This window comes from Kitasatospora sp. NPDC059577, from assembly GCF_042735475.1.
Taxonomy (GTDB): domain Bacteria; phylum Actinomycetota; class Actinomycetes; order Streptomycetales; family Streptomycetaceae; genus Kitasatospora.
Map to the genome: position 1 here is coordinate 79,626 of NZ_JBHWBZ010000010.1, position 23,666 is coordinate 103,291.

The 23,666-nt window shown below is 73.7% G+C and carries 19 protein-coding genes; 11 read left to right on the plus strand and 8 right to left on the minus strand.

The features are described from left to right. Positions 1–141: 141 nt before the first annotated feature. Positions 142–2,781: an Ig-like domain-containing protein gene (locus ACFV0O_RS11855; RefSeq protein ID WP_380339725.1), complete on the minus strand. Its 2,640-nt coding sequence runs from the start codon at positions 2,779–2,781 to the stop codon at positions 142–144. 318 nt (positions 2,782–3,099) lie between these two features. Here ACFV0O_RS11855 and ACFV0O_RS11860 point away from each other — a divergent pair, with 318 nt between their 5' ends. After that, positions 3,100–3,447, plus strand: coding sequence for a VOC family protein (locus ACFV0O_RS11860; RefSeq protein WP_380339728.1), 348 nt, complete (start codon positions 3,100–3,102; stop codon positions 3,445–3,447). Positions 3,448–3,586: 139 nt separating this feature from the next. Here ACFV0O_RS11860 and ACFV0O_RS11865 read toward each other — a convergent pair whose 3' ends face one another. Next, positions 3,587–4,510: an endonuclease/exonuclease/phosphatase family protein gene (locus tag ACFV0O_RS11865; RefSeq protein WP_380339731.1), complete on the minus strand. Its 924-nt coding sequence runs from the start codon at positions 4,508–4,510 to the stop codon at positions 3,587–3,589. 220 nt (positions 4,511–4,730) lie between these two features. Next, the gene (locus tag ACFV0O_RS11870; RefSeq protein ID WP_380339734.1) at positions 4,731–6,065 is read right to left on the minus strand and encodes an FAD-dependent monooxygenase; all 1,335 of its coding nucleotides are present in this window, start codon (positions 6,063–6,065) and stop codon (positions 4,731–4,733) included. Between the two features lie 434 nt (positions 6,066–6,499). On the opposite strand from ACFV0O_RS11870, the gene ACFV0O_RS11875 reads away from it, so the two are divergent. The 6 genes from ACFV0O_RS11875 to ACFV0O_RS11900 all read left to right on the plus strand — a co-directional run bounded on the left by ACFV0O_RS11875 (position 6,500) and on the right by ACFV0O_RS11900 (position 11,757). Next, complete coding sequence (locus tag ACFV0O_RS11875; protein WP_380339736.1) at positions 6,500–8,053, plus strand: hypothetical protein; 1,554 nt, start codon at positions 6,500–6,502, stop codon at positions 8,051–8,053. 173 nt (positions 8,054–8,226) lie between these two features. Beyond that, entirely contained in the window at positions 8,227–8,391 is a 165-nt protein-coding gene (locus ACFV0O_RS11880) for a hypothetical protein (RefSeq protein WP_360262590.1), read from the plus strand. A 254-nt stretch (positions 8,392–8,645) separates the two neighbouring features. After that, positions 8,646–9,242 (plus strand): helix-turn-helix domain-containing protein, encoded by a 597-nt coding sequence (locus tag ACFV0O_RS11885; RefSeq protein WP_380339913.1) that lies wholly within the window; start codon positions 8,646–8,648, stop codon positions 9,240–9,242. A gap of 63 nt (positions 9,243–9,305) precedes the next feature. Then, a complete protein-coding gene (gene lepB / locus ACFV0O_RS11890; protein WP_380339739.1) occupies positions 9,306–10,304 on the plus strand; it encodes a signal peptidase I in 999 nt (332 codons plus the stop codon). 219 nt (positions 10,305–10,523) lie between these two features. Beyond that, the gene (locus ACFV0O_RS11895) at positions 10,524–11,003 is read left to right on the plus strand and encodes a hypothetical protein (protein WP_380339743.1); all 480 of its coding nucleotides are present in this window, start codon (positions 10,524–10,526) and stop codon (positions 11,001–11,003) included. 94 nt (positions 11,004–11,097) lie between these two features. Next, positions 11,098–11,757 (plus strand): zinc ribbon domain-containing protein, encoded by a 660-nt coding sequence (locus ACFV0O_RS11900; protein WP_380339746.1) that lies wholly within the window; start codon positions 11,098–11,100, stop codon positions 11,755–11,757. Between the two features lie 126 nt (positions 11,758–11,883). Here the strand turns inward: ACFV0O_RS11900 and ACFV0O_RS11905 are convergent, their stop codons facing one another. After that, positions 11,884–13,509, minus strand: a complete 1,626-nt coding sequence (locus ACFV0O_RS11905) for an LCP family protein (RefSeq protein WP_380339749.1) — start codon at positions 13,507–13,509, stop codon at positions 11,884–11,886. Positions 13,510–13,730: 221 nt separating this feature from the next. Here ACFV0O_RS11905 and ACFV0O_RS11910 point away from each other — a divergent pair, with 221 nt between their 5' ends. After that, the gene (locus ACFV0O_RS11910; protein ID WP_380339751.1) at positions 13,731–14,102 is read left to right on the plus strand and encodes a hypothetical protein; all 372 of its coding nucleotides are present in this window, start codon (positions 13,731–13,733) and stop codon (positions 14,100–14,102) included. A 299-nt stretch (positions 14,103–14,401) separates the two neighbouring features. On the opposite strand, the gene ACFV0O_RS11915 is transcribed toward ACFV0O_RS11910, so the two are convergent. From ACFV0O_RS11915 to ACFV0O_RS11930, 4 genes are all read right to left on the minus strand, one after another. Beyond that, on the minus strand, positions 14,402–15,376 hold the full coding sequence (locus tag ACFV0O_RS11915) for a ParB/RepB/Spo0J family partition protein (RefSeq protein WP_380339754.1): 975 nt from the start codon (positions 15,374–15,376) through the stop codon (positions 14,402–14,404). 461 nt (positions 15,377–15,837) lie between these two features. Beyond that, entirely contained in the window at positions 15,838–17,250 is a 1,413-nt protein-coding gene (locus ACFV0O_RS11920) for a hypothetical protein (RefSeq protein WP_380339756.1), read from the minus strand. A gap of 46 nt (positions 17,251–17,296) precedes the next feature. Beyond that, the gene (locus ACFV0O_RS11925; protein ID WP_380339759.1) at positions 17,297–17,584 is read right to left on the minus strand and encodes a phosphopantetheine-binding protein; all 288 of its coding nucleotides are present in this window, start codon (positions 17,582–17,584) and stop codon (positions 17,297–17,299) included. Positions 17,585–17,658: 74 nt separating this feature from the next. Continuing rightward, on the minus strand, positions 17,659–18,798 hold the full coding sequence (locus ACFV0O_RS11930) for a 2OG-Fe dioxygenase family protein (RefSeq protein WP_380339761.1): 1,140 nt from the start codon (positions 18,796–18,798) through the stop codon (positions 17,659–17,661). Between ACFV0O_RS11930 and ACFV0O_RS11935 the strand changes: the two genes are divergently transcribed. The 3 genes from ACFV0O_RS11935 to ACFV0O_RS11945 are packed head-to-tail and all read left to right on the plus strand — an operon-like array spanning position 18,791 to position 23,582. Further along, on the plus strand, positions 18,791–21,250 hold the full coding sequence (locus ACFV0O_RS11935; protein WP_380339763.1) for an amino acid adenylation domain-containing protein: 2,460 nt from the start codon (positions 18,791–18,793) through the stop codon (positions 21,248–21,250). The genes ACFV0O_RS11930 and ACFV0O_RS11935 overlap by 8 nt on opposite strands. After that, complete coding sequence (locus tag ACFV0O_RS11940; protein WP_380339766.1) at positions 21,247–22,548, plus strand: ATP-grasp domain-containing protein; 1,302 nt, start codon at positions 21,247–21,249, stop codon at positions 22,546–22,548. Before ACFV0O_RS11935 ends, ACFV0O_RS11940 begins: the two co-directional genes overlap by 4 nt. Next, positions 22,545–23,582: a hypothetical protein gene (locus tag ACFV0O_RS11945; RefSeq protein ID WP_380339769.1), complete on the plus strand. Its 1,038-nt coding sequence runs from the start codon at positions 22,545–22,547 to the stop codon at positions 23,580–23,582. The genes ACFV0O_RS11940 and ACFV0O_RS11945 overlap by 4 nt, the downstream gene beginning before the upstream one ends. Positions 23,583–23,666 lie beyond the last annotated feature (84 nt).

Sequence of the window (23,666 nt, forward strand, 5' to 3'; positions counted from 1 at the left end):
TGTGGCGCGGGTGTGGTGGTTGTGTGGTTGTGGGAGTGTTTGCGCTTGCGCGGGTGGTGGGTCTGGTTGTGGGGTGTGTGCGGCCGCGCGGCCGCGCCCCCCCCCCCACGCAACCGTCCCTCTCCATGGTTCAGTTCGGGGTCAGAGGTTCGCGCACTGGCCCGTCCGGAGGCCGGTCACGGTGTTGGGGTGTCCGCCGTTGGTCGGCGGCGGGACGTTGCCGGAGCAGGAGAGCGAACCGAGGATGGTGTTGCCCTCGATCTCGGCGCGGTCGTCCTCGGGGAAGGGGCCGGTACCGGTCGTGCCCTGCACCTGCACCGAGCCGCCGATGTGGTTGGCGATGAGTTCGGCGCCGCTGTGGTTGTCGGCCAGTGACACCAGGCCGGTGATCCGGTTGCCCACGCAACCGTCGTCGCCCGGGTCCCCGATCACCACGAAGCCGGTGGCGTGGGAGACGGCGACCGAACCGGTGATCGTGCTGCCGCAGACTCCGAGCCGGGTGCCGTTGGAGGACAGGATGCTGCCCTTGATTGTGGAGTTGCTGACGAACAGCGAGCCACCGGAGGCACCTTGCACCGTGCCGCTGACCGTGGCATCGACGATGCAGGTGCTGCCGCTGCCCGCGACCACCGTGCCCGCGACGGACCCGGTGACGGTCCGGGTGCAGCCGACCGTCTGCGTGACGGACTCCAGCGGGCCCGCCAGGTAGTTGCCGTCGCCGCTGTACTGGGCCGTGACGGTGTGCGTTCCGGGGAGCAGGTCGGCCCAGCCGAACTGGGTCTGGGCGCAGTTGGTGCCACCGCCCGGCGACAGTGTTCCGGTGCCGAGCGGCGTGCCGCCGTCGCGGAAGGTCACCGTTCCGCTGGGCGGGGCCGCCGGGTCGGCGCTCCCGCCGGCGGGGCAGACCGTGTCGGTGAAGGTGACGTTCTGGCCGGCTGTCGACGGGCCGGAGGACACCAGGGTCGTGGTGACCGGCGCCTGGTTGACCGTCTGGACGAGCGTCGTGGCGGTACTGGACGCGAAGTCACCGTTGCCCCCGTAGACGGCGTCCACGGTGTGCGGGCCCGGGCTCAGGGTGGCGATGGCGGCCGAGGTCGCCTGCCCGGTCGTGGTGTCCACCGGTACCGGTCCGCCGAGCGGGCTGCCGTCGACCCGGAAGCTCACCGTGCCGCCGTCGGGTACGGGCGCGACCGTCGCGGTGAAGGTCACCGGCTGGCCGTACACCGAGGGGTTGGCGGAGGAGGCGGACGTGGTCGTGGTGGTCTGCGGGACGGTCGTGAAGAACATCGCGTGGATCGGCGGCGCCGGCAGGGGCGGGGTCGCCCCGTTGTCGTTGCCGGGGAACGCGCCGTAGAAGCGGTTGCCGACCGCTCTGAGGACCTGGTAGTCGCCGAGGACGCGTTGGTACGCGGTGCCGTCGTTGGTGAAGTCCGACTGGAACGTCCTCAGGACCTGGTCGGTGAAGGTGACGCCGTGGTCGACGCTCCTGGCGAGATGCGCGGCGAAGGTCGGGAAGCCGTTGCCGTTCATGCCCTCGTAGGTGGTGTACAGGACACCGACCGTGCCGTCGTCGAGCACCGCGACCGAGGGGAGCGCCGCGTTGGTCGAGGTGGAGACATTGTACTCCGTCCCGACGGTGAGGCTGCCGTGGCTGTCGTCGGTGAGCCGTCGCATCCTGATCTGGTTGTTGCCCGAGACGTCCGCGCCGTAGGCCACGTACACGTCGCCGTTGGACGGGTCGACGGCGGCGTGGTCGATGCCGCCGAGCAGCGCGTTGACCGTGCCGAACTTGTACGTGACGCCCTGGTGGGTGTCGGCGGTGGCCACGGCGAGGCCCTGCCCCGTCGGGCCCAGCGGCCAGGTCGCCCCGCCGTCGGTCGACCGGTTGATCCGGTAGGTGATGTTCTGCGGGTCGCCGAGGGTCCCGGGGGTGGTCTGGGTCTGGAAGAGGGCGTAGACCGCGCCGTTCCTCGGGTCGGTCGCAAGACGGATGGCCCCGCTGGTGTTGGTGTCGGTGACGACGGGGCCCGGTGACTGGTCCTGGGTGATGTTCACCGGGTGGGCGTTGTAGGAGACCGCGACGCGCGCCTCTGCGGGCGTGCTGCGGAGGTCCTCGTACGAGACGTAGACGTCGTCCTGGTCCGCGTGGTCCCGGTCGCGGTTCACCCGCAGCCAGGGCTGGTCGGCGAATACCCGGTTGCCGCTGGTGATCTGGGTGCCGGTGGTGGCATCGGGGCGCCATGCCCAGGAGGCGGGGCTGGTCGGGTCGCTGGTCGAGCCGGTGACCACCCTGGCGCCGGTGCAGCCGTTCATGGCGGTGTTGAGCGTGCAGGTGAGGAAGGCGCCGTAGAGCGTTCCGTCGCGGCCGAAGTCGATGCTCTGGTCGGCCGGTGCGAGGGCGCCGGCGTCGGCGAGGCCGGGCGGTGGGGGGATGGACGCGTAGTTGGTCCAGGTGCTGCCACCGTCGACGGAGTAGAGCAGATCGGCGGCGGTGCCGCCGTTCCACGTCGTGTCGAACCGGGTGATGGCGATCCGGTTCGGATGGGCGGGGTCGACCGTGATGGAGGGCTCCCTGCCACCGGTGCTCATGGCCGATCCGGTCGCGTCGACGACGGTCAACGGCGCGAGGGACACCGCCCGGTTCGACCGCGCCGCGGCCGGGGCGTCACCCGCCCGGGCCTGGACAGGAAGGAGCGCGAGCGACGCCGAGGCCAGACAGAGCGAGACGCCGGTGGCCAGGACGCGGCGTGGGATTCCCTGCGGGATTCTCTCAGGTGACACGAATGGGTTCCTTTCATCGGATCAGCAGACTTGATGTCAGGGTTCCGACAAGTGAGGTGGCGAGAATCCCTACGACTCCGAGTCCCACTCGCGCGGAGGCACGCAAGGGCGACGCATGCGGTTCGCGGTGCGTGGAACCGCGGCCGACACCCCGGGCGGGTCGAGCAGCTACCTGTGCTGCGAGTGGCAGGGATCAGTCCTCGGCGTCGGTGAACCAGGGAAGTCGTCGGGGGTACGTATCCGAGTGACGCGCCCCGGGGCGGGCCGCTCTGGTACTCCTGGGGGACAGGACAGGTCCGCTCTCGTCTGGAGTCGTCGATGGCCGTTCGCCGTGTCGTGCCCAACATCCGGTCGCAGGCCGTGCAGGAGAGCCGGGAGTTCTACGGCCTGCTGGGCTTCGAGGAGGTCATGAACCACGGCTGGATCATGACGCTCGCCTCCCCGTCCAGCCCGGCGGCGCAGATCAGCGTCATGGCCGAGGACAGGACCGCGCCGGTCGTCCCTGACCTGAGCGTCGAGGTGGACGACGTGGACGCGGCCTACGCGGCCGTGCGGGAGAGCGGTGCGGAGATCGTCCACCCCTTGCAGGACGAGGAGTGGGGCGTGCGGCGGTTCTTCGTCCGCGACCCCAGCGGACGGGTGGTCAACGTGCTGGGCCACCGCTGACGGGCCCTCCCACGCGGGGGCCCTTCCACGCGGGGGCTCGCCCATGCGCCCGGCGGACGGGGGCCTCCCGCGTGCCCGGCGGAGGGGCCGGGCGAGGCCGGTCGTCGGGTGGGACAGGGTGGGCCGCACCTCGACGGGATCACAGGTCCAGCTCGACCACCACGGGCCGGTGGTCCGAGATCGGCATCCTGGGCGCCCGCACCGAAACCGGCTGGTGCGCGCCGAGTCCGGCGGCGAGGACGTGGTCGAGCTGCACCAGTGGGCGGTGCGACGGAAAGGTGCGGACGCGGGCCAGCCGGCGCCAGCCGTCCCCCGGGGGCGGTACGGCGGACCGGGGCGTCGCGGGCCTCGACGAGGGGAGGAGCCCGGCTGCGCCGAGGGTGGCCACGGGAACGGCGCCGACGATGTTGAAGTCGCCCAGCAGGAGGTGCGGCCGGGGCAGGTCGGCCATCCAGCCCTGTACGGCGAGGAGTTGGCGCACGTTCCAGCCCGGGACGAAGGACAGGTGCAGCGCCACCGCCGTGAACGGGCCGCGCGGCCCCCGCAGGACGGCGGCCAGAGCCACGCGCGGATGGTCGCGGATCACCGTGAGGCCCGCCCGCCCGGCCACCGGCAGCGGCACGGCGACCGGAGGCGCGCCGAACCGCCGGGCTCGCCAGCTCAGGACCGGCAGCCTGGACAGCAGCGCGATGCCGTGCGAGGGAGCCCCTCCGTCGTGCCCCGTGCCCGGCGGGCCGTACACCCGCATGCCTGGTTCGGACCGGTCGCGGACCCAGCTCCGGCCCGGCACCGCACGGGCGTGGAACGCCGAGGCGTAGCGCCAGTCCACGGCGCCGGTCGCCTCGGCGAGGGCCCGGGCCTGGTCCACCCGGCCCGACCGCTGCTGGAAGCGGTCGAGCTCCTGCAATGCCACCACGTCGGCGTCCAGGGACGCGACGGCGTCGACGAGCGGGTGCACGGTGACGGTGTCGGAGGCCCGCGTCGCCTGGCGGCCGTCGTCCGGGAGCTGCCGCCCGTGCAGGACGTTGAAGGTCGCAAGGCGTACCGGGGCGGAGCCGATCATGGTTGGACGGTACAACAGCGGGCCGGGCCGCGAGGGTTGGAGGGTGCACCGGCTCGCTCGTCCCGGCAACTGCCCCGACCGGCCCGGCCGACCAGGCTGGTCCGGCCGGGTCAGGCTGGTCCGCCCGGCCCGGCCGGCACTGCCGGCCCGGCAACTGCTCCGACCGGCCCGGCAACTGCTCCGACCGGTGCGGCCGGTGGATCCGAACCGGCGGCCCCGCTCAGCCCCGCAGGACCGCGCTGAGCACCGACGGGCGGAACAGCAGGGTGGGCGGTTCCACCAGGGACATCACCTCGTGGAAGGCCGCGGTGACCAGCGGGTCGCGGGTGGCGCCGGTCAGCACCTTGTCCAGGAATCGGTGCTGGAGCTTGAGCAGGGTGCCGGACGGTGCGCCCGTGGTGGAGGCGAAGCGGGCGTCCTCGGAGCTGGACATCACCCACGGGTTCTTGGACGCCGCGGCGACGGCACGCCGTGCGTCCCGGGCCGCGGCGTGGCCGATCCCGCCGTGGCGCAGCGCGGTGCGGCGCAGTGCCTGGGCGCAGAACAGGGCGACGGTGACCCCCTGGCCGTACACCGGGTTGAAGGTGCTGGCGGCGTCGCCGACCACCACCAGCCCGTCCGGGGAACTGCGTTCGTAGTGCCGCCGCACGCCCGGGCCGGGGAGGAAGCCGCGCACCTCGCCCGCCGGCTCGGCGTTCCGCAGTGCCTCGCGGAGCAGCGGGTCGCGCAGTCCGGTCAGGTGCTTGGTGAAGCCCTCCTCGCCCGGCTCCGGTTCGGCGCCGCGCATCCCGGCGAGGCTGACGATCCAGCGGTCGCCCTCGACCGGGAGCAGGACGCCCATCCGGGGCGCGTCCGGGGCCTTGGTCTGCAGGTAGACCGCCTGGCCGCCGAGGTCGACGCCGGCCGGGCGGTGGAACAGCCGGGAGGTGTAGGCGACGCCCGCGTCGACCCGCTCCTCGGGCACCGGGCGGCAGCCCAGTTCCGTCAGCCACGTCGGAACCGAGGTCGAGCGGCCCGCCGCGTCCACCACCAACTCGGCGTGGACGTCGCGGACGTCACCGCGCTCCGGGCCCCGCTCGCGGACCTTCACCCCGGTCACCGCCGCGGCCGAGCCGAGCAGGCCGACCACGTCGGTGCCCTCCAGGAACTCGATCGTGGACTCGGTGCGGACCCGCTCCAGGACGAGCTGGTCCAACACCGGGCGCGTGCACGAGAGGAAGGCCATCCGTGCCGGGTACTCCGCCATCCACCCGGCGGAGCTGAGCCACTTGACCTCCGAGGTGGTCACCCGCAGCGCGCCCGCGGCCATCAGTTCCTGCTTGATCCCGGGCATCATCTCCTCGAGCGCCCGGTGCCCGGCCTCCAGCACCAGGTGCGCGTGCCGGCCCTGCGGCACCCCCGCCCGGAACGCGGCCTCCGCCGGGTAGTGGTCCCGCTCCACCACGACGATCCGCTCGGCGTGGCCGCGCAGCGCCCAGGCCGCCACCAGGCCGGCCAGCCCGCCGCCGATCACCACCGCCGTGCCCCGCCCGGGGGCCCTCTCCGAAGAAGTCATGACACGTAGCGTAGTGGCGCGGGCGGAGCCGCGTAATTGCTTCACCTGGACGAACGCCGGGAGCCCCGGGCGCTGTTGACGTCCGGTCGAGGTCGAGGTCGAGGTCGAGGTCGAGGGCCGGGGTCGGGGCTGTGGTCGGCCTCGCGGTGGTGGGGTGTCGGCCGCGTCCGGCGCGGTCCGGTGACCGCCGGGCACCGGAGCCGGTCGCTAAGGAAGCGTCAAGAACGCCGCCCGGCGGCGTCAAGGAGGCGTCAGGGGCGCCGTGCGGCGGATGTCGCGGCACTAGCGTCGCGCGGCGGAAGAGAGAACGGCAGAGAGAAACGGTTCTGCGTTCGGGTCCGTCCGGTGCGCGCCCGGTCCATCCGGTGTGCCCGGACCGTCCGGTGTCCGGACGTCCCGGCAGACCGTGCCACGGGGGAAAGGGACGTGCGGTCATGACGACCTCCACGGAGCGCAGGACGGCCACTTCGCAGGAACAGGCCCCGGAGGTGGCGTCGGAGGGGGCGGACCCCGCTCCGCCCGGCGCTCCGGCCCGTTCCGGCGATTTCGGCGGTTTTGGCGGCCTCGGCCGCCGCCTCCGGACGGTCGGCAGCCGTGCGCACTGGACCACCCCGCGCCTGGTGCGCGGCCTCACCGCGCTGAGCCTGGCCACCCTGCTCGGCCTGGGCGCCACCGCCACCGTCGTGCTCGCCGGGGCCCGCGACGGCACCGACGCCATCGGCCACCGGGCCGCCCCGCAGGCCACCCGCGCCGCCGACCTCTACTTCGCGCTCAGCGACATGGACGCCCAGGCCGCCGACCTGCTCCTGGTAGGCGCCGACCCCGACTACACGACTCTGCGCAAGCAGACCCTGGACACCTACGAGCAGCGCCGCGCCCAGGCCGACGACGACCTCCAGCAGGCCGCCCGCGCGGCAGCCGACGACCCGGCTGGACAACGTGCCGTCCGACTGGTGCTCGACCGGCTCGGCAGCTACGAGGCCCTGGTGGCCCGGGCGCAGCTGCTGGAGGACCAGGCCGGGGCGCCCGCCGGCCAACCCTCGCCGGCCGCACTGGAGGCCTACCGGCAGGCCACCGACCTGCTGCGCCAGCAGCTGCTGCCCGCGGCCGACCGCGTCACCGTCGCCAACGACGCCTCCGTCGAACGCGTCTACCAGCAGCAGCGCGATGCCCTGGGCAGCGGCTGGTGGTGGCTGCTCGCCGTCGGCCTGGTCACCCTCTCCGCGCTGCTGGGGCTCCAGCGGGCCCTGGCGCTGCGATTCCGCCGGGTGGTCAACCCGGCGCTGGCCGCCGTCACGCTGCTGACCGGCGTGGCGCTGGTGATCGGGCTGAACCTGACGGGCCGGGCCGAGGACCACCTGGTGACCGCCAAGAGCAACGCCTACGACTCGGTGGCAGCGCTCAGCCGGGCCCGCGCCGTCGCGTTCGACATGAACGCCGACGAGAGCCGCTACCTCATCGACCCGGCCCGCGCCGCCGCGTACGAGCAGACCTTCGTCGAGCAGACCCAGGCGATCGCCCGCATCGAGGGCGCGACCCTGGCGGACTACAACACCCGGCTGGCCGATGCCGCCGCGCGGCACCGCGCCGACCACGCGGTGATCCCCTTCGGCGGCTACCTCGGCAGCGAACTGCACAACATCACCTTCCCCGGCGAGCGGGACGCCGCCGAGCACGTGCTGGACACCTTCCAGCAGTACCAGCTGACCGACCGCAAGATCCGCGAGCTGCGCGCGGCGGGGAAGGTCAAGGAAGCCGTCACGCTCGACACCGGGCTCTCGAAGGGGCAGTCCAACTACGACTTCGAGCAGTTGGGCAACGCGATCGGGGACACCATCGCGATCAACTCCGGAGCGATGGACCGGGCGGTCGCCGAGACCGACGGCGACTTGGACGGCACCACGGCGGCCCTGGCGGCGGGCGCGCTGGCGGTGGCGCTCGCCCTGACCGCGATCGGGGTGCGGCCCCGGCTGCGCGAGTACCGGTAGTCCGGACGCCCGCCCCGGTGTCTGCTGGACGTCCGGACGCCGGGCTGCCGGCCCCGTGCCGACCGTCGCGGATCCTCACCGGCCGGTGACAACTCGGCCTCGCTCCAGAGACGTTCGGTGGTGGCGCCGGTGTCGCCGGGCAGCCTTCCCACCCGACGAGGGAGGAGATCCGGGTGGTGCGGGCGGTCGTACGGATCGTGGTGGCGGCGGTGGCGATCGGCCTGCTGCTGGGCGGAGGGGTGAGCGTGCTGCTGTTCGCCTTCACCGACTGGTTCGACCCGTTCGGGCAGTGGGTGCACGAGCACGGGTTCCTGGTGTGGCGGTCCGGCCGGCCCTGACCGGTCGTGCCGGGCTCCCGGGCTCCCGGGCTCCCAGGCTCCCGGGGCCGGTCGGCCGGAACGGGAAGCGGTCGGCCGGCCGGGGGTGCGGGGGCCGGTGGCCGCGGGGGCGGGCTCGACCGGGTGGGCTGCGTCGGGAGAGCCCCGCGGGGAGGGGTGCGCGGGGGAGGGAATCGCCGGGAGGGGCGCGCGGAGGCGGCCTCACTCAGGTGCCGGATTGACAAACACCCTTGCCGTACCGGCACATGGCAGACATGGTCGACGAAGAGTTCGAGAACGTCCTCACCACGGTGGGCCTCCGGCTGCGGGCCCTGCGGCGGGAGCGCGGCACCACGCTCGCCAAACTGGCCGCCGCGACCGGCATCTCGCTCAGCACCCTGTCCCGGCTGGAGTCCGGACAGCGCAAGCCGACCCTGGAGCTGTTGTTGCCGCTGGCCCGGGAGTACCGGGTGCCGCTGGACGAGTTGGTCGGGGCCCCGGCCACCGGAGATCCGAGGATCCACCCGCGCCCGGTGACCAGGAACGGTCAGACGATCATTCCGCTCACCCGTCACCTGGGCGGGATGCACGCGTTCAAGCACATCGTGCCGCCCGGCCAGAACACCGAGCCCGAGCCGGAACTGAAGGTCCACGAGGGCTACGAGTGGTTGTACGTGCTGTCCGGCCGGCTGCGGCTGGTGCTCGGCTCCCGCGACCTGGTGCTGACGGCCGGTGAGGCCGCCGAGTTCGACACCCGCACCCCGCACGCGTTCGGTAACGCGGGGTCGCAGCCGGTGGAGTTCCTCAGCCTCTTCGGGCCGCAGGGAGAGCGCATGCACGTCAGGGCGCGCCCGGGAACCTCTGTTCGGTAGGTTCGTTCCTGACAGGGGGTCTTCGTGGTGACTCCCGTCGGGCCGTCGGGAGGGGCCGAGGAAATGAGTGTGCAGCAGAGCGCGGAGTCCGGCGAGAGCGGCGGAGCCGGGGAGCGCGACCGGGCCGGGGACGGCCGGGCAGGCCCGGGTGCGGGCGCGGGCCCGGCGACGGCCCCGAACGCGGCCCCCGGCCCGGGCCCGGTCACGCCCCTCGGTCAGGCCCCCGGTCCGGCCCCGGGGCCGGTCGCGGGGGAGGAACCGGACAAGGGGACGAAGCAGTCCCGGAAGAAGCGCCCGTTCTGGCAGGAGCTGCCGATCCTGCTGGTGATCGCCCTGCTGCTCTCGCTCGGGATCAAGACCTTCTTCGTGCAGGCCTTCTCCATTCCCTCCGGCTCGATGGAGCAGACCCTGGCCATCGGCGACCGGGTGCTGGTGGACAAGCTCACCCCGTGGTTCGGCGCGAAGCCCGAGCGCGGGGAGGTGGTGGTCTTCCGCGACCCGGGCGGCTGGCTGGAGGGCGCGCCGACGTCCTACGGCGACTCCTTCACGGGTTCCGTCCAGAGGGCGCTGAGCACCGTCGGCCTGATGCCCTCGGCGGACGAGAAGGACCTGATCAAGCGGGTGATCGCGGTCGGCGGGGACACCGTGCAGTGCGACGCGGGCGGCCCGGTGAAGGTGAACGGCGTCGCGCTGGACGAGCCGTACCTGTTCCCCGGTTCGACGCCGTGCGACAACGACCCGGTCGGCACCATCACCGTGCCCAAGGGCAAGCTCTGGGTGATGGGCGACCACCGCAACAACTCGCGGGACTCCCGCTGGCACCACAACGTGACCGGGGACGGCTTCGTGCCGGTGGACAACGTGGTCGGCCGGGCCTTCGTGGTGGCGTGGCCGCTGTCGGACTGGTCCACCCTGCCGGTGCCGGACACCTTCGACAAGGTGCCGGCCGGGGCGGCCGGAGCCCCGGTCGAGGCCCCGCCGGCGCCGGCGGCGCTCGCGCTGGCCGGGGTCGTGCCGGTGGCGCTGTGGCGGCGTCGACGGGCTGCCCGCAAGGGACGCTGAGCCCGCGCCGGAACGGTCCGGCCCGAAGCGGCCGGACCCGGTGTGACCCGGTGTGACCCGGTGGGACCGTCCTGGCCCGGTCCATCCATCCTGATCCGTCCTGACCCGATCCGACCTGATCCGACCCGACCCGATCCGGCCCTGCCACGGCCGGATCGGGTCGATCGGCTTCGGCGGAACCCCTCCCGCCGTTCTCTACACGCCTGTAGAGTCCAGGAGGTGTGCTGCACCCCGGTCGCGACGGCCGCCCCGCACCGGGTGACCGCCGCGGCCGAGGCCGGGTCGGGAGGCGGAGCCGTGATGGAGAGTCAGTGCGGTCCCCGGAGCGCCGGGGAGACCGCGGACCGGGACGGCCGTGAGGGCCCGGTCGACGGGGAGTTCCGGGACGGCCGTGAGGGCCACGAGGTCCGGCACGGCCAGGAGCGCCACGAGGTCCGGGACGGCCACGAGGTCGTGGACGCCCGGGAGCCCCGGGACGGCCGGGTGGACCCGGCGGCGCACGACGTCCGGTGGGTGTACCAGCCGGTGGAGGTGGACCTCGGCGACGGCAGCTGGGCACTCGGCCGGATCAGCGGCTGGTGGCAGGACGCGGCCGGACGGCGCTGGTGCCGCCTGCGGGTCGGCCGCAGCGGTCGGCCCGCGTGCTGGGAACGGTTCGACCCGGCACGGGTGTTGCTGCTGCCGGTGTCGGGGATGTGAGCGTTCGGGCCGGGGATTGTGGCGGAACCGTTCGGGACGCCCGGTCGTCCCTGGGAGCGACCGCCGACAGGCCACTTCACGGACCGAGGACGACGTGAGTTCGGAGATCTACTTCAGCAACAACTACCGCGACCTGTGCGAGCAGCACGGCACCGGCGCGGGCTTCCAGTTCGAGTTCTACTGCTACCGCTGCTCGGACACCTGGCGTTCACCGTTCGAGGCGTTCCGGACCGGTCAGGTGGCCGGATGGATAGGCAAGGGCGTCAGCGCGGCCTGGAACCTCATCGGCGGCAGCGCCAACACCATCAGCAACGCCGCCGACGGCCTGGCCGGCCACACCTGGGGCACCTCGCGGGACGAGGCCTTCCAGCGCGCGATCGCCAACGCCCAGACGCACTTCAACCGCTGCGCCCGGTGCACCCACTACGTCTGCGGCCGCTGCTTCGACCCGGCGCAGGGCCTCTGCTTCAACTGTGCGCCGGACACCGCGGCCGAGGCGCAGGCGGCGCAGCACCGAGGCCTCAACGACGCGGTCACCGACCGTGCGTACAAGGCCGGTCAGCAGTCCGGTGCCGGGTTCGACGTCAACACGCCGCGTCAGCTGGTCTGCCCGCAGTGCCAGACCGAGACGCACGGCACGCCGTTCTGTCCGGGCTGCGGCTTCCGCCTGGCGCAGCCCGTCCAGTGCACGGGCTGCCACCGGGACGTCCCGGACGGTGCCGCGTTCTGCCCGTCCTGCGGGGCGAGACGCTGACGCGGTCGAGGGTGCGGGTGGCGGGGCGTTCCCGGGGCCGGTCGGTCCGGGTGCGCCCCGCCGTCGTGTGACGGGCCCCGCCGTCGGGTGACGGGCGGGCCGTGTGCGCGGGGTGGGCCCGCGGGCTCAGCCGTACGAGACGTTGGCGCAGGGGTCGTCGTCCGCCGAGCGGGCGGTGCCGCTGACGCTGGTGGGCAGCGGCGCCGGGGTGGCGCCCGCGGCGGCGGTCGCCGGGTTGGCGGCGGCGAAGTCGTGGCCGAGGACGACGCTGATGCCGCGGCTGCCGGGCTGGACGCTCGCGCCCGGGAACAGCTTGGCGACCGCCTCGGCCGAACCGCGCTCGCCGGTGCCGTACTCGACGACGGTGGTGGCGCGGGCCTTGCCGGTCGCGTTGCCGACGGTGGTGACGGTGTACCCGGCGCCCTTGACGGCTTCCGCGGCCTTGCCGCCGAGCCCGGCCTCGCCGGTGCCGTTGAGCACGGAGACCTTGATCTCGGCGGCCTTGGCGTCCGGGGTGGCGGTCGGGGTGGGCGTGGCCTCGGCGGCGGGGGTGGAGCCGCCGGCGGGTGCGCTCGCGTCCTGGCCGTCGATGGTGCGGTCGGCCTTGAGGGCGGCCCACAGCTGGTCCACGTCGGGGTGGACCAGGGCGACCCGCGGTCCTTCGTAGCGCCACGGCGTGGTCAGGAACTTCACGTCGTGCAGGTCCACGTCCTTGAGGGACATGGTGAAGTCGAGCAGCTTGGCGGCCGAGCCGAGGTCGGGGTCGACGGTCAGCGACTTGGTGGCCGCGTCGGCGAGCGGCAGCAGGGTGGTCGGGTCCATGCCGCGGGATTTGACCTGCTTGATGAGGGAGGACAGGAAGGCCTGCTGGCGCTTGGTGCGGCCGATGTCGGAGCCGTCGCCGATGCCGTGGCGGACCCGGACGTAGTCGAGCGCGGCCTGGCCCTCGACCTTCTGCTTGCCCTTGGCGAAGATCAGTTTGCCCTTGTGGCCCAGGTTGGGGTTGAGGTCGCCCTCGTGGATGTCGTTCGGCAGGCAGACCTCGACGCCGCCGACCGCCTTGGTCATCGAGGCGAAGCCGTTGAAGTCCACCACGATGGTGTGGTCGACGCGCAGGTTGGTGAGCTTCTCGACGGCGTTCTGGGTGCAGGCCGGGTTGCCCTGCTCGGTGTCGCCCACCGAGAAGGCGCTGTTGAACATCACGTTGGTCTGTTCCTTGGTCCACTTGCCGTTGGGCAGCTTGCACGACGGGATCGTGACCAGGGAGTCGCGGGGGATCGAGATGCCGACGGCGTGCTTGTGGTCGGCGTAGACGTGCAGCAGGATCGCGGTGTCCGACCGGGCGCCGCCGTCCCCGCCGCCGCCGAGGTCGCTGTTGCCGTTGCCGCGGCTGTCCGAGCCGATCAGCAGGACGTTCACGGGGGTGCGGCCCTGGGCGTCGGGGGCCGCGGCGTCCGGACGGTCCTTGCTGACGGCGTCGCGGTCGAAGGTGGAGAGGTTGCTGTTCAGGCGGTAGTAGAGGGCGCCGCCGCCGAGGAGCACGAGCGCGGTGCAGCCGGCGGTCACCCAGAGGACCTTCTCCTTGGTGCTGCGCTTGGGCTTCTTCTTCGCCCGGCCCGCCGGGCGGCCGTCCGCTATGTCTGCTGTGTCCTTCTCGCCCCGGTTCGGAGCGGCGCTTCGGCCCGCCGCCCGGCGTCCGCCCGCCCGGCGCGGCGAAATTTCGGCGTCAGGGGAACCCTTGCGGCCAGGCACGTCGTCATCCTCCACAGTTGCCACGGAACCCCCGTCGGAGCGGTGGGCTTGCGTGGCTCGGGGCCGGAGCCGATCCGGGCGGGGCCCGTCGCTAAACTTTTACACCGCTGTAGAACTTCAGTGGAGCATACTAGGCGCGGATGAGAAAACCACCTGGTCAGACCATGAGAATTGGCTGACCGGGCTCGCCCGCGCAGCCCCGAACCCGTACGAGGAGCACGATGACTCACCGGATCGCACGTTCGATAGCCGGCGCCCTGGTGGCACTGCTGGCCGCCGTCGGCCTGACCGCCGCGGCGTCGAGCGCGACGGCGGTGGCCGCACCCCGAACCGTCGCGGCCGCCGCGCCCGCCCCCGCCGCCCCGGCCGCGGGCGCCGCCGCCCAGAGCACCCGGTCGGTCGCCTCGTCCGTCGCCCCGTCGAGCGCCGACGCCGCGCACCTCGCGGCCAAGGACGACAAGAAGAAGAAGGGCTTCTTCGCCAAGCTGGGCAAGTTCCTGCTGGTCGTGATCATCCTGATCGTGCTGTTCTTCGCGCTCCTGATCTTCGGGATCATCTACGCCGCGAAGCGGATCTTCGGCCGCCGCAAGTAGGCGGACGGGCCCGTCGACCCCGGGTGGCGGGAGCCGTCGGGCGCGGGCGACCCTCACGCCGGCCGCGCGTACGACGACCACCGCGCGTACGACGACCACCCCGGCGGGGGGGCGGGGGGGGGGCCGGGGGCGGGGGGGGGGCGGGGGGGGGCGGCGGCGGGGGGCCCGGGGGCCGCGCTGGCCGGCGGACCCGCGCTCCCCCCGCCCTCGGCCCCCCCTGTGCCGCCCGGCCGGCGCGCCCCCGCCCCCGGCGCGCCCCCCCCCGCGGTGGTCTGTTTCCGGACGCCCGTAGGGCCGGGTCAGCCGGTCCTCGGAATGTCCCGGCACTCCTGCTGTTGTTCCACGTCGTCGGCGAATTCGGCCCACCAGCGGCTGCAGCATTTCGCCATGTAGGCGATGCGGGCCTTGTTGTGGGCCGGTAGCGATCTGATGAGATTGGCGCGCTTCTCCTGGCTGATGGCGTGGAAGCTGAGCCAGCGGAGCAGGAACCTGCCGCTGCCGGTCAGGCGCAGCGACGGGTCCTTCTGCAGGCTGGTCAGGTCGGAGACGTAGGACCCGTCCATCGGGTCGGGGCCGGTGGCGGGGGCCGCGGTCCGGTCGAGCGGTCCGGCCGCGGCGCCGGTGGTCGGGCGCGAGCCGGGTAGGAACCTGGCCGGGAGGGGGCCCTCGCCGCGGCCGAGGCGGTTGCGGACGTCCCGGGCGGTCCCCACGGAGATCCCGGCGCGCTTGGCGATCTCGCGCAGGCTCAGGTGCGGCTCGGCGCTGATGATCTCGCCGGCGCGCAGCCGGCCGGCCGAGCTGTTCAGGGGGCGGACCCGTCCGTCGCGACCGATCCTGGCCTGGTCCTCGGGCCGGTGGTCGGGTCGCGAGCGGGCTCGGATCCGGGCGACGGTGGGGGCGCTGAGGCCGGTCATCCGGGCGATCGCCCGGTCCGACCAGCTGCCGCCGGAGGCGAGGATGCGGGTGGCGGCGGACTCGCGGTCGGAGAGGGAGAGCGGCAGTCCGTGGGTCACGTTCAGCTGGACGGCGCGGATGAACGCCTCCAACTCGGTGCCGTCGAAGTACTTGACGGGTACCTCGGAGTCACCGCGGGACTGGGCCACCCTCAGCCGGTGCATCCCGTCGATGACCCGCATCGATCCGCGGTGCACCAGGATCGGCGGGAGGGCGGCGTCGGATTCGGCCAGGAGTCGGATGTGGTCGGGGTCCTCGCCGTCGAGTCGGGGGGAGTCGGCCGGCCGGAGCCGGTCGATCCGGACGGTCTCCACCGTCATGTTCCAGGAACGGCGAGCGATCAGTACGGCACTGTCTGTCGTGGGGGTCGAACGCCCTTCGCTGAGCAATTTCACCTTCACAGGACGAGTGGAAACCGCAGGGGACGTTAATCGGTGGTTTATTCTGCTCGAATGCCGGCCGTAAGTCGGTTGGGGCGACCTGCGGCAAAAGTGAGGCAACTTCCGGGGCCTCCGGGCGTGATTCACCTCCTTATCGGAGCGTATTTGCGGGGCATAGACATGTCAAGAGAGATCGACGCCGGGCGGCGCCGGACGTGATTTGCGCCGGTGGGCGGCGTCGGCGGGGAGTGGCGACGGATACCCAGCAAATTTCGCCGCCAAACCGGCATGATCCGGCAGGTCGAGTTCGGGCGAATCGCGCGGGTTGCGCGGGTCCAGAGATATCACGGGAAGATCTCGGCGTGTTGGGGGAATAAAATGCGAATGGTTGCCCCGGTCGATCAGGGCCGGTCGGCCGCGTCGCCGCCCGGGGAGGCCTCCTGGTGGAACACGCAGCCGACCCACCCGCCCGCGGCCTCCTTGATCACTCCGACCTGCGGGTCGGTGCTCGCCCGCAGGTAGCAGCCGCCGTACCCGTCCGAGCCGGTGACCGACGGGTCGGTGACGAACACCCCCCAGTTCACGTGGAACGCCCGCTCGCCGCCGTCCGCCGTCGGGAACACGTCGGGGACCGGCGTCACCCGCCGCTGCAGGACGTACGGCCCGCCGACCGCCCGTCGGACGCGGTCGAGCCACTCCGCGGGCGGGACGGTCCAGCCGGGCACGACGCCGATGCCGCTGTGGGAGAGCACCGGCTTGAGGACGAGGTCCCGTTGCTCGGCCCGGGCGTAGGCCTCCACGTCGCCCGTCGAGCCGTCCGGCAGGCGGACCCGCGGCCGCAGGAAGCGGGTCCACGGCAGGAGGCGGTCCAGGCAGGCGCGCTCGGCGGCGTCGAGGACGTCGAGGTGGCGGTCGTCGGACAGCAGGGCCAGAGCGCCCTTGTTGCCGTAGAGCTCGGCGTCCAGCCGGCTGATCAGCCGGACCGCGCCCGACTCGACGGTGCGCAGCAGCGGTTCCAGCAGGGCCTCGTCCTGCGGGGTGCGGACCTGTTCGATCAGGAACATCCGCAGCACGGCGTCCACCGGCCGGCCGTGGACCTCCAGCCGGCCCGAGTGCTCGACCAGCTCCCCCACGTGGCAGGGCACGGCCTCGATCCCCGCCTCGTCCAGGAGCGACGCGAAGACGTGCAGCCACAGCTCGTACGCGGCGAACCTCGTCGGCCAGTCGGCCAGCGCCACCACCGGTCGCTCGTGCGGCGGACCGCACTCGGCCCGGACGGTCGCGACGAGGTGCTGCACGGTGTCGACGTAGCCGAGCCCGTGGTCGGCGGCGAACCGGGACAGTGCCGGGTGGCCGAGCAGGGCCCGGTTGAGCAGGGCGTTGTTCGCCCCGCCGAGGGCGCTGGAGATGTTCAGCTCCAGCAGTCGGAAGCCCTCGGCGGCGCGGAACAGGTCCGCGCGGGCCAGCCGTGTCGACGGCGGCCCGGACGCGGCGCGGCGGGCGAGCCGCGCCTGCGGGGCCGTCACGCCGAGGGCCTCGGCCAGGGCGCCCGGGTCACCGTCGAAGCTGCGCTCGGGCAGTTCGGTCAGCAGGCGGTGGACGGTGCCCAGGTCCTTCGCCAGCGCGGCCCGTTCGGTGGCGGAGAGGAAGAGCGGCGCGGGGAGGAACTGCCCGCGGTAGGTGATCCGCAGCAGCCGGTTCCGGTCGGCCTCCCGGGTCAGGTCCTCCGCCCGGACCCCCTCGCGGGCCAGGTGCTCGCGGTAGGCGCGGTCCAGGCCGGAGCGTCCGGGCGCGCCGAAGTGATCGATGTCCATTTCCCGTTTCCCCCGTCGGTGGTGCTCGTCTGCGGTCGGTGGCCGCTCAGGCCCGGCCGCCCTCCGTCAGGCTCGGCCGGGGCGGGGCGGGCGGTGCCGACCGGAGGGCCTCCGTCAGCCGGGACACCGTCGGCGCCTCGATCACGGTCCGGACGCTGATCGTCAGCCCGAAGACGCTCCGGATCCGGTTGACCAGCCGGAGCGCGTCCACGGACCTGCCGCTGAGGGCGAAGAAGCTCTCCTCGTCGTCGACCCGGTCCAGTTCGAGGACTTCGCACCAGATCCCGCGGACGAGCTCGGTGGTGGGGGCGGGCGTGGGGTGTGCGGGGCTCATGGCTTCGGTCTCCGTCGACAGGGCTTCGAGGGCAGGGCTTCGAGGGCAGGGCGTCGAAGGCGTGGGGCGCTGGGTCAGCAGAATTCGAGGAAGAACATGTCGCGGTGCCCTTCGACGGCCGGTGGGGCCGGCCGTACCGGCGACGCGGAGTGCAGGCAGGTGCGGTCGTCCAGGAAGATGAACTCGCCCGGCTCGGTCAGGGTGTGGGTGAGCACCGGCGTGCCGGAGTTGTCGTACAGGGTGCTGGACCCGCCGGAGACGCCCCGGCGCGCGACCAGCATCATGACGATGTGCTCCACGCCGTCCCGGTGGAGGCCCTCCGGGGTCGGGTTCCCGGGCTCCGTCCCGGACGCGGTGATCCGGTGCTGGTGGATGTTCACCCGGCGGATCGCGGGTGCCGGCCGGTCACCGGGCGCGGTCCGGGCGATGTGCCCGGCGAACCGGTCCAGCAGCCGGCGGACCACGACGGTGTCCAGCAGCCCGGGGTCGACCGGTTCGAACCGGCGGACGACGCCGCCGTTCAGCCGGTTGATCGCCTTGCTCTGCAGAAAGCCCTCGTGGTCGAGCCGCCGGACCGCGCCGCCGTCGAGTTCGTGCGAGATCGTGGCGTATTTCCGGCGCCGATACGTCCCCCCGTCCCCCATGTGTGCGTCGAGTGGCAGATCCTCCCAGAACCGGCTGAATGCGGCCCAGTCGTCGGAATGCCAGAGCGGATCGTCGCGAACGTTGCCAACCGAAAAGACCGGCTCATCCATTCGGCCCAGACTCATCACGGGCCGAGGCGCTGTCAAGGGCCGTCGGATCGAGCGGCGGGGGTGCGGTGCACGCCGATGGAATTCGCGGGGGAATTCCCCTATGCTCGCCGTTTCCGCCCGCAGGTGAAGGGTGCCCGGCCGGTCCGGTCGGCAGCGGCACGGCAGTGGACCCGGACGGCGTGCGCGACCTCGTCCGTGCAACTGCCAGCGGCTGTCAGTTGTCCGCCCGCCGGTGGAAATGGGCCGGCCTTGACGAATGTCCGGGCCCTCGCCGTTACTTGCTTCCGGCCGATGCTCACCCCCTCGTACCGCTCCCCGGCCGTTCCGACGTTCCGGCCCGAAGGAAGTCGTCGCCCGACCCGCGGTTCCAGCGAGGTGATGCGGTGCGGTGTGCGGGTGCCGAGTCCCCTCCGGCGCGCCCGGTCCCCGACTCGACACGTGAAGGAGCCCCATGGCCATGGCCGACCGCCCCGACCCCGCGACGACCGGGAGCACCGTCCGGCTGCCCGACGGACTGACCGAGGGGCTCGCGGACCTGAGCCGGGTGCACGACGTTCCGCCGGAGGTGACGCTGCTCGCCGCGTACGCGGTGCTCGCCCTGCGGCACGGCGGCGAACCGGACCCGACGGTGACGGTGAGCGCGGGCGAGCCGGCCCGCACCGGCGCCCACCGCCTGGACCTGACCGGTGATCCGTCCTTCGCCGGGCTGCTGGCACGGCTGCGCGAGCAGGCCCCGCTCGGGCCCGTCGACCCGGCCGCAGACCTGCGGATCGAGCTGCGCCCCGGCCTCGGGACGGCCGTCGACCCGGGCCGGCCGCCCGCACTGACCGTCCAGCGGGCACCGGACGGCCCGCGCACCCGGATCGGCCACCACCCGGCGGAGGCCGAGCGCTGGACGGCGCGCTGGCACACCCTGCTGGCCGGTGTCGTCGCCGATCCGGACACCCCGGTCGGGCGGACACCGGTGCTGCCGCGCGCCGAACTGGACCTGCTGCTCGGAGCGTGGTGCCGCACGGGTTCCTCGGCACCCACCGCCGCCCTGGTGCACCGGCTGGTGGAGGCCTGGGCGGAGCGGACGCCCGAGGCCGTCGCACTGGTGCAGGCCGGGCGCTCGCTCAGCTACGCCGAACTGAACGCCCGGGCCAACCGGTTGGCCCACTGGCTGCGCGAGCGGCAGGTCGGGCCGGAGGTCGCGGTGGCGCTCTACGGCGGCTCCACCGTCACGATGCTCACCGGCATGCTGGCCGTGCTCAAAGCGGGCGGCTACTACGTGCCGCTGGACGTCGCCGCGCCGCCCGCCCGCACCGCCGAGGCCCTGGCCGAATGCGCTCCCCGGCTGGTGCTCACCGAAGCCCCGCACACTGCCGCGCTGACGGCGCCGGCCGCCGGCCGGGAGGTCCACGACCTGGCCGCGTGCGACCTCGCCGGCCGCCCGGCCGGCAATCCCGACCCCGCCGTGCACGGCGAGGACCTCGCCTACCTGATGCACACCTCGGGCTCCACCGGCCGCCCCAAGGGCGTGGCCATGCCGCACCGTGCGCTGGTCCGGATCCTCGACTGGTACGTCACCGCGACCGCGATCGAACCCGGGGCGCACGTCCTGCAGTTCAGCGCCCTCAGCTTCGACGCGTCGTTCTGCGAGATCTTCGGTGCCTGGCACGCCGGTGCCCGGCTCGTCCTCCTGCCCGACGAGGCCGTCCGGCGCGACCCCGAGGCACTGCTCGACCTGCTGGAGCACGAGGCGATCGAACACCTGGAGGCGCCCTACTCCGGCCTGCTCAACATCGCGCACTGGGCGGCCCGCCCGGACGGGCGCCGGGCCACCCGGCTGCGCACCGTCGTCACCGGCGGCGAGCAACTGGTGATGGCCCCCGACCTGGTGCGGTGGCTGGAGCAGATGCCCGGCTGCGTGCTGCGCAACGGCTACGGCCCCTCGGAGACCAGCGTGGCCACCACGCACTGGCTGCGCGGGAACCCGGCCGACTGGCCGCAGCTGCCGTCGATCGGACGCCCCATCACGGACGCCTCGGTGTACCTGCTCGACGAGGCGCTCCAGCCGACCCCGACCGGCGTGATCGGGGAGCTGTACGTCGGCGGGCCGATCGTCGCCCGCGGCTACGCCGGCCGGCCCGCGTTGACCGCCGAACGCTTCGTCGCCGACCCGTTCGGTCCGGAACCCGGCAGCCGGATGTACCGGACCGGCGACCTGGCCCGTCACCGGCCGGACGGCTCGCTGGAGTTCCTGGGCCGGGCCGACCACCAGGTGAAGATCCGCGGGCACCGGGTCGAGCCTGGCGAGGTCGAGGCGCGGCTGCTGGAGCACCCGCTGGTCGGTGAGGTCGCGGTCACCGTGCGCGAGGACGGCACCGGCCGCAGCCTGGTCGGGCACGTCGTCGCCCGGGACCCGGCCCGCACCCCCACCCCGCCGGAGCTGCGGGCGCACGCGGCCCGGCTCCTGCCCGCGCACATGGTGCCCGCCCGCTTCGTCCTGCGGTCCGCGCTTCCGCTCACCCCGACCGGGAAGCTGGACCGGGCCGCCCTGACGGCGCCCGAGCAGGCCGCCCAGCCCGATCAGACCGCGAAGCCCGAGCAGACCCCGGCGACCGCGGAAGCGGCGGGACCGACGGGACCGACGGGCGCAGGGTCGGAGCCGCCCGTCGGAACGGCCGGGCCGTCCGGGACGGCCGCCGCGCTGCTCGGCATCTGGCAGGAGGTCCTGGCGATCCCGCAGATCGAGGTCACCGACGACTTCTTCGACCTCGGTGGCCACTCCCTGCTGGCCACCCGGGTCATCTCCAAGGTCCGCACCGCGCTGGGCAAGCGGGTCCTGATCGGCGACATCTTCGAATGTCCGACGGTCGAGCTGCTCGCGGCCCGGATCGACCGCACGGCAGCCCGGGGCGCGAAGTGAGCCGGCCCGTCGTCGTCATCGTCGAGCCCTACTCCTCGGGAAACATGTACGCGCCCGCGCTGCGCCGGGCCGGCTTCTCGCCCTGCGGGGTCACCCTGCGCTCGGCCGCCCCGCTGGCCGCCTCGTTCCGGGCCGAGGACTTCGACCACCACCTGGAGTACGGCGCCGACGACGCCGCACCGATCACCCCCGAACTGCTCGACCCGGTACTGGACCGGCTGCGCGAGCTGGCACCCGTCGCGATCCTCCCGGGCGAGCAGCACGGCGTACGGCTCGCCGACCGGCTCGCCGCCGAACTCACCCCGGACCGCGCCAACCGGCCCGAACTCGCCGCCGCCCGCTGGCACAAGGGCGAGATGTACGCCGCCGTGGCCGCCGCCGGGCTGCCCGTCGTCGAGACGCTCTGCGTCCGCGACCCGCGGGAGGCCGCCGACTGGCTGCGCGACCGCGGGCTGGAGGGGCGGGACCTCGTGGTCAAGCCCGCGAACGCGTCCGGCACCGACGGCGTGACCAGGCACCCGGGAGGGGCGGGCTGGCGCGAGGCCGTCACCGGCCTGGCCGGCTCGGTGAGCCGGCACGGCATCCGGCTGACCGACGTGGTCCTCCAGGAGTACGTCACCGGCGTCGAGTACGCCGTCGACACCTTCAGCCACGACGGCGTGCACACCGTGACCGACATCGTCCGGTACCGAAAGCACTCGGCCGACGGCCGGATGGCGATCTACGAGAGCATGGAGTTCGTGCCCCACGACGCGCCGGGCCACGACCAACTCCTGCGGTACACCCGGCAGGTGCTGGACGCCCTCGGCGTACGGTTCGGCGTCGCGCACACCGAGGTCATGGTCACCGACCGCGGGCCGCTGCTGATGGAGGTCAACGCCCGGCCGCCGGGCGGCGCGCAGCCGTGGGCCTGCCAGCTGGCCACCGGTGACAACCTGATCGAGCGTGCCGTGCGCCACCTGGCCGGGGACGGCGCCGTCCGCCTCGACTACTCCCTGGAGATGACCGTCCTGGTGGTCTTCTTCTCGGTCCGCTCGGCCGGGCCGATCAGCGGGATCGACGGCCTGAACGCCATCACCGAGCTGCCCAGCTGCTGCCACCTCAAGGTCAACGTCAAGGACGGCGACGAGGTGCCGGAGACCCTGGACCTGATGGACGCGCACAAACTCGGCGTGGCGGTGCTCGCCGACCCCGACCCGGCCCGGGTCGCCGCCGACCACCTGGCGGTGCGGCGGATCGCCTCCCGGATCGGGCGGCCCGGCGGGTTGACCGTCGACACGGCGGCGGTGGCACCATGACCGCCGGCCCGCCGTTCTCGGCCCACCCCGACCTCGCCTCCTACCTCGACGCGCTGCGGGACCGGGCGCGGATCCCGGTGTACGGGGCGGCGGACGACCGGACCGCCGCACTCACCGAACTCACCGATCCCGCCCGGCCGTCGGACGATCCGGCACCGCCCGGTCCGGCCGGCGGGGTGCTGGTGCTCGCACCGCCCGGCTCGGCCGCCGCCCCGGTGGCAGCGGCGCTCGCGGAACGCGTCGGAGGGACGTTCACCACCGGCGCGCCCGGCGGGGCGGCCACCCCCGGGCGCGGCGGCGTGGACCACGTCGTGCTGGTCGCGCTCGCGGCCGAACTGTCGCTCGGGCCGGTGCTCGACATCCTCGACGCGACGGCGGAGCTCCGCCGCGCCGGCCGGGGCGAGGCTGCGCTCGGCGTGGTGCTCGGCCGGGACCTGGGCGAGCTGAGCCGACTGATCGCGAAGGGGCTCGGCAGCGGCCTGCGGACACCACCGGACCACCCGCAGCTCTGCGTCGCCCCGTGGGGCGGTCGGCAGCGGGACGACACGCCCGGTGTGCACTGGGTGACGGGTGCCGACGCACGCGCCGACGTGGTGGCACCGCTGCTGACCGGGCGGCGGCACGGACTGGTCTCCTTCGCCGTCGCCGGACGCGAGCACGGCCTGGTCCTCTCCGACACCGTGGTCTGCGGCGCCGTCGGCGACCGGACGGCCGGGCGGGCCCCGGCGCCCGCCGGTGCGCCGAGCTGTGCCTTCACCGGGCAGTGCTTCCGCCCGGGGGTGGACGCGGCCGGGGTCGTCCTGGCCCGGGAGGTCCGGGCCGACGTCGTCCTCGCCAACAGCTGTATGTCCTGGCGGCCCGGCCACGGCCTGGTGGCCGCCGACTACCAGCTGACCAACGCGTTCGCGCACGGCACCGCGGCGGCCTTCATCGGGGCCGTGCACCGGATGGTTCCGGACGTCGGCCTCAACCGCCTCGCCCACCGGGCCGCGGCGGCCGGGGCCGACGTGGGGGGGGGCGGCGGGGGGGGGTAACGGGGGGGCGCCCGGGGGGGGGGCGGGGGGCGGGGGCGGTGGCTGTTAAAAAAAACCCAGCCCCCGCGACCCACGTGTGTGGGG

Coding starts and splice junctions, on each gene's coding strand:
- ACFV0O_RS11860 (WP_380339728.1), top strand. CDS start 3,100: ATGGCCGTTCGCCGTGTCGTGCCCAACATCCGGTCGCAGGCCGTGCAG.
- ACFV0O_RS11865 (WP_380339731.1), bottom strand. CDS start 4,510: ATGATCGGCTCCGCCCCGGTACGCCTTGCGACCTTCAACGTCCTGCAC.
- ACFV0O_RS11870 (WP_380339734.1), bottom strand. CDS start 6,065: ATGACTTCTTCGGAGAGGGCCCCCGGGCGGGGCACGGCGGTGGTGATC.
- ACFV0O_RS11875 (WP_380339736.1), top strand. CDS start 6,500: ATGACGACCTCCACGGAGCGCAGGACGGCCACTTCGCAGGAACAGGCC.
- ACFV0O_RS11885 (WP_380339913.1), top strand. CDS start 8,646: ATGGTCGACGAAGAGTTCGAGAACGTCCTCACCACGGTGGGCCTCCGG.
- lepB (WP_380339739.1), top strand. CDS start 9,306: ATGAGTGTGCAGCAGAGCGCGGAGTCCGGCGAGAGCGGCGGAGCCGGG.
- ACFV0O_RS11910 (WP_380339751.1), top strand. CDS start 13,731: ATGACTCACCGGATCGCACGTTCGATAGCCGGCGCCCTGGTGGCACTG.
- ACFV0O_RS11915 (WP_380339754.1), bottom strand. CDS start 15,376: ATGACGGTGGAGACCGTCCGGATCGACCGGCTCCGGCCGGCCGACTCC.
- ACFV0O_RS11920 (WP_380339756.1), bottom strand. CDS start 17,250: ATGGACATCGATCACTTCGGCGCGCCCGGACGCTCCGGCCTGGACCGC.
- ACFV0O_RS11925 (WP_380339759.1), bottom strand. CDS start 17,584: ATGAGCCCCGCACACCCCACGCCCGCCCCCACCACCGAGCTCGTCCGC.
- ACFV0O_RS11935 (WP_380339763.1), top strand. CDS start 18,791: ATGGCCATGGCCGACCGCCCCGACCCCGCGACGACCGGGAGCACCGTC.
- ACFV0O_RS11930 (WP_380339761.1), bottom strand. CDS start 18,798: ATGGCCATGGGGCTCCTTCACGTGTCGAGTCGGGGACCGGGCGCGCCG.
- ACFV0O_RS11945 (WP_380339769.1), top strand. CDS start 22,545: ATGACCGCCGGCCCGCCGTTCTCGGCCCACCCCGACCTCGCCTCCTAC.